This window comes from uncultured Rikenella sp., assembly GCF_947628055.1.
Taxonomy (GTDB): Bacteria; Bacteroidota; Bacteroidia; order Bacteroidales; family Rikenellaceae; genus Rikenella.
The window spans coordinates 1-3,947 of the sequence record NZ_CANQYJ010000152.1 but is presented as its reverse complement, the minus strand read 5'-3'; the positions used below and the strand labels follow the sequence as shown (position 1 = coordinate 3,947).

Sequence of the window (3,947 nt, the reverse complement as noted above, 5' to 3'; positions counted from 1 at the left end):
GCTTGGGCCGGAATTACCCCGAACAAAACCTGCGCGCCGGTGGAAACTCGGTTCGGCTGCGATCTCCCCATGTCGGGCCGGACGCCTCCCCGTCGGGAGGCCCGCAACTCGGCAGAGCTCGTTGCGTTCTCTCCCGGGCGCCCGACCCGGTGCCGTTCAGTGCTCGAACCGGGCTGTAACTACCCTAAACACCTCCGCTGGCGCCGGTTAAGAGATAGTTATACGACCAGGTAAGAATGCCGGTGTCTAATCGTTTTGCGTGCCGCAAGGTACTGCGGGCCGCAGCCTCCCGTAACAGTGCCCGAAAATCCCGCGAAGCGGGCGGGCCGGAGCTTCGCCCCGCGAAGGACCGCAACTCGCTTGGCTCGCTATGCGGCCCCGCTGGCTCCGGCCAAGAAAGGGTAGTTCCAGCCCGGATCGGGTGCCCAGCAGTACTGTCCGACGCCGGCGGAGGAGCAAGTAAGCGTAGCGAACGTTGCACCCTCCGCGTGGGGCGACGCTGGGCGCGCGACCCAAGGTCGCGGTTTATCGGATTCCAACAACAATGACTGGAACTAACGAAAGAAACGGCCAACGGCTGCGGATCGGGAGCCGCGCGGCACCGCAGACGCCAGCGACCCCAAAGATCGCAACGGTTAAAAATAAATCGTACCTTTGTACGCCACGCAGCAGGACGTTATGCTACCGTTATTCATCGCCCGCAAACATCTTTTCAGCCGGAAATCCCGCTCAGTGATCAATTGGATCGCCGGAGTGAGCTTTGTGGCCGTCGCAGTGCCCGTGACGGCACTGGTCGTGATCCTTTCGTTCCACAACGGGCTGGGGGATTTCATCGGGAAGATGTACAGCGAATTCGACTCCGACCTGCGTCTGACCCCGCGGCAGGGACAGCTGTTCGACGCCGCCGGGCTGTGCGGAAAAATCGCAGCCTTGCCCGAAGTGGAGACCGTGAGCGCCACCGCCGAGCAGAATGTGCTGATCACCTATTCCGACCGCCAGTGGATCGCCGTCATGCGCGGAGTGGACTCCGCTTACCGGGACGTGGTGCCCATCGCGCGGCGGATGGTGCAGGGCAGATACCGGTTGCAGTACGGCGATCCGGGCGAAGCGGTCGTCGGACAAGGAGTGGCTTATGCGCTGGGCGTGCAGACCGCCTTTCCGGAACCGTTGCGGATTTATGCCATTCGTCCGGGAAGCAACAGTTCGGCAGCCTCTTTTCTGCCCATGTCTTACTATCGGACAGCGAACATACGCCCCGGAGGAATTTACGCGCTGGACGAGCAGACCGACTCCCGGTACATCTTCGTGCCGCTGGAGTTCGCGCGGCGGCTGATGGGGGCAGGGGATCAGGTTTCATCGCTGGAGATCCGGCTCAAAGAAGATATATCGCCTGAAGCGGGCAAGCGCGCGGTCGCAACCGCAGCAGGGCCGGGATTCGAGGTGAAGACCCGCTTCGAGCAGAAAGAGACCGTCTATCGAATGGTGGAGCAGGAAAAGTGGGTGATCTACCTGCTGCTGATGTTCGTGGTGCTGATCGCCGCGCTGAGCCTGGTGGGATCGGTGGTGATGCTGGCAGCCGACAAAGAGCGTGACCGGGAGATGTTGCTGGCTATGGGCGGCACGCCGGCGCTGTTGAGGCGCATCTTTGCCTGGGAAGGGACGCTGATTGCGGCCTGCGGCGTGGCGGCGGGGATTTTGCTCGGAGTGGGATTCGCCGTCCTGCAACAGCAGGCCGGAATCATAAAACTGGCCGGAGACGCGTTTCTTATGGATGCCTATCCGGTGCGGATCGAGCTGTCCGACCTGATCGTCGTGGCGGGAGGGGTATTGTTGCTGGGCATGGCGGTGAGCGCATTGACGGCCGCCGGGCTGATTAAACGGAAATGACAAGATACAGACATATATTTTGGGCGGTGGTTTCGGTCTTGGCGCTGGCTTCGTGCCATCGCGGGCCGAAAGCCATACCGGAGGGGGATATGCGCTCGATCATGCGCGAAGCGCTGGTGAGCCAGGCGATTCTTCAGGTGGATCGGCCGGCTGCGGGTGGAACGCCGATCGACTCGCTCGACGTGCACACCGGGATTCTCCGGAAATACGGCTACACGATGGAGGATTTCCGGTTCACGATCCGTGAAATGTCTATGCGGAAGAGCAATCCGCTGGCCAATATCCTGAACGGCGTGGCCAGCGACATCAAGCTGGCGCGGATCGACGCCGAGGGCCGGTACGAGGAACAGCTGCGGATCGACTCGACCGCGCAGGCGCGGACAGCCGATACGGTGTTCCGAAGCGATACGGTGCTGCTGGGCAGGCTCGACGGTTACAAGGTGAGTTATGCCGGGCGGGTGCCGGAGGATTCGTCCGTGGCGCCGGGCATCTATCGGATCGAGTTCGATTATTCGACGGGCGGTCATGCCCGTTCCTACACCAAGTCGGTACGCAGCCGGCGGACGACGCAGGGAGGGAAAACCACGGAGACCACGCTGTGGCTCCCGACGGCGAAGGATACCGTCGCTTATTCGGGAGAAATCAGCGTGGGGCCGGAGGTCAAACTGCTGGAGATCGCCTTGTCGGAAACCGTGCGGACGGATCTGCCCAAGGATACCTGTTACCTGGCGGGCTTCCGGCTGGTGCATGTCCTGCCTGTGCGTCAGGCGCGTGCTTTGTTCCTGGAACGGATCACCGGATTCCCGACTCAATTATATCCTTATTATGAAAGACGCTGTCTCGACAGTCTCGCGAAATGTGGCGGCCCCGTACCTCCTGGCCTCCGACGGTAAGCTCGTGCGCAACGGGGTGGTGCATTTCGCCTCCGACGGCACGGTCATCGGCGCGGAGCAGTGCGAAAACATCGACTCTCTGCCGCAAACCGAATACCACAACGGTATTCTGATCCCGGGCATGACCAATGCCCATTGTCACCTGGAACTTTCTTTTTTCAAGGGTGCGATTCCGCAGCACGTGGGCATGGTGAGGTTCATCGAGCATGTGGTGTCCAAACGCAACGATTATTCGCGCGAGGTTCAGGTCGCGCGGGCGGTCGAGGAGGATTTGTCGATGTGGCGGGAGGGGATTCAGGCGGTGGGGGACATCAGCAACGATACGACTTCGTTCCCGGCCAAGGTCAGGGCGATGCGGGAGGGAAGGACGCGGTACCATACGTTTGCGGAGTTTTTCGGGATGCCGGCGGACGATGAGGCGGAGGGCCTTTACCACCGGGCGGTGGACCCGCTGCTGGCGGAGGCTGCTCGGGACGGCTTGGCTATCACGCCGACGCAGCATTCGACCTATTTCATGTCGGACAAACTGTTCAGGCTGGGGGCGGATTCGCCGCGGATGTCGATCCATTTTATGGAGACGCCGGCGGAGGTGGAGTTTTTCGACCGAAGAGGGGGGATTTACGAGATGGTGAAGGGGGCGGCGGGACGGGAACCGGATTTTCTGGCTTACGGGGGGCATGCGGAGCGGCTGGTGGCTTCTTTGCCGAGGGATGCGCATTTGGTGCTGATCCATAACACGCAGATGCGGCACCGGGATATGGACTTGATTCTGAATTATTTCGAGGATGTGACGTTCGTGCTTTGCCCGCGGTCGAATTACTATATCGATGCGGATTTCCCGCCGGCGCAAATGCTGTATGAGGCGGGGGCGCGGGTGGCGCTGGGGACGGACAGTCTGTCGTCGAATACGTCGCTGTCGCTGGCGGAGGAGATCAAGTGGCTCTCCGAACATAATCCGGGGATACCTTTGGCGGCGATTTTACAGTGGGCGACGCTGAATGGGGCGCTGTCGCTGGGATTTGCTGACGAAATCGGAAGTTTCGAGGCGGGCAAACGTCCGGGGGCGGTGCTGCTGACGGGGGTGGATTTCAGGTCTATGCGGCTTACGGACGATGCCCGCACGGTACGTTTATTTTAACGGTTCGATTAATCACTACCCTATGTTTG

At 61.1% G+C, this 3,947-nt stretch carries 3 protein-coding genes; all 3 read left to right on the top strand.

Features of this window, described 5'->3' with window-relative positions:
* The first annotated feature begins 678 nt into the window (after window positions 1–678).
* The 3 genes from Q0Z93_RS09865 to Q0Z93_RS09855 are packed head-to-tail and all read left to right on the top strand — an operon-like array spanning window position 679 to window position 3,918.
* On the top strand, window positions 679–1,887 hold the full coding sequence (locus Q0Z93_RS09865; RefSeq protein ID WP_298065072.1) for an ABC transporter permease: 1,209 nt from the start codon (window positions 679–681) through the stop codon (window positions 1,885–1,887).
* Window positions 1,884–2,780, top strand: coding sequence for a hypothetical protein (locus Q0Z93_RS09860; RefSeq protein WP_298065071.1), 897 nt, complete (start codon window positions 1,884–1,886; stop codon window positions 2,778–2,780). The genes Q0Z93_RS09865 and Q0Z93_RS09860 overlap by 4 nt, the downstream gene beginning before the upstream one ends.
* Window positions 2,713–3,918 (top strand): amidohydrolase family protein, encoded by a 1,206-nt coding sequence (locus tag Q0Z93_RS09855; RefSeq protein WP_298065070.1) that lies wholly within the window; start codon window positions 2,713–2,715, stop codon window positions 3,916–3,918. The genes Q0Z93_RS09860 and Q0Z93_RS09855 overlap by 68 nt, the downstream gene beginning before the upstream one ends.
* Window positions 3,919–3,947 lie beyond the last annotated feature (29 nt).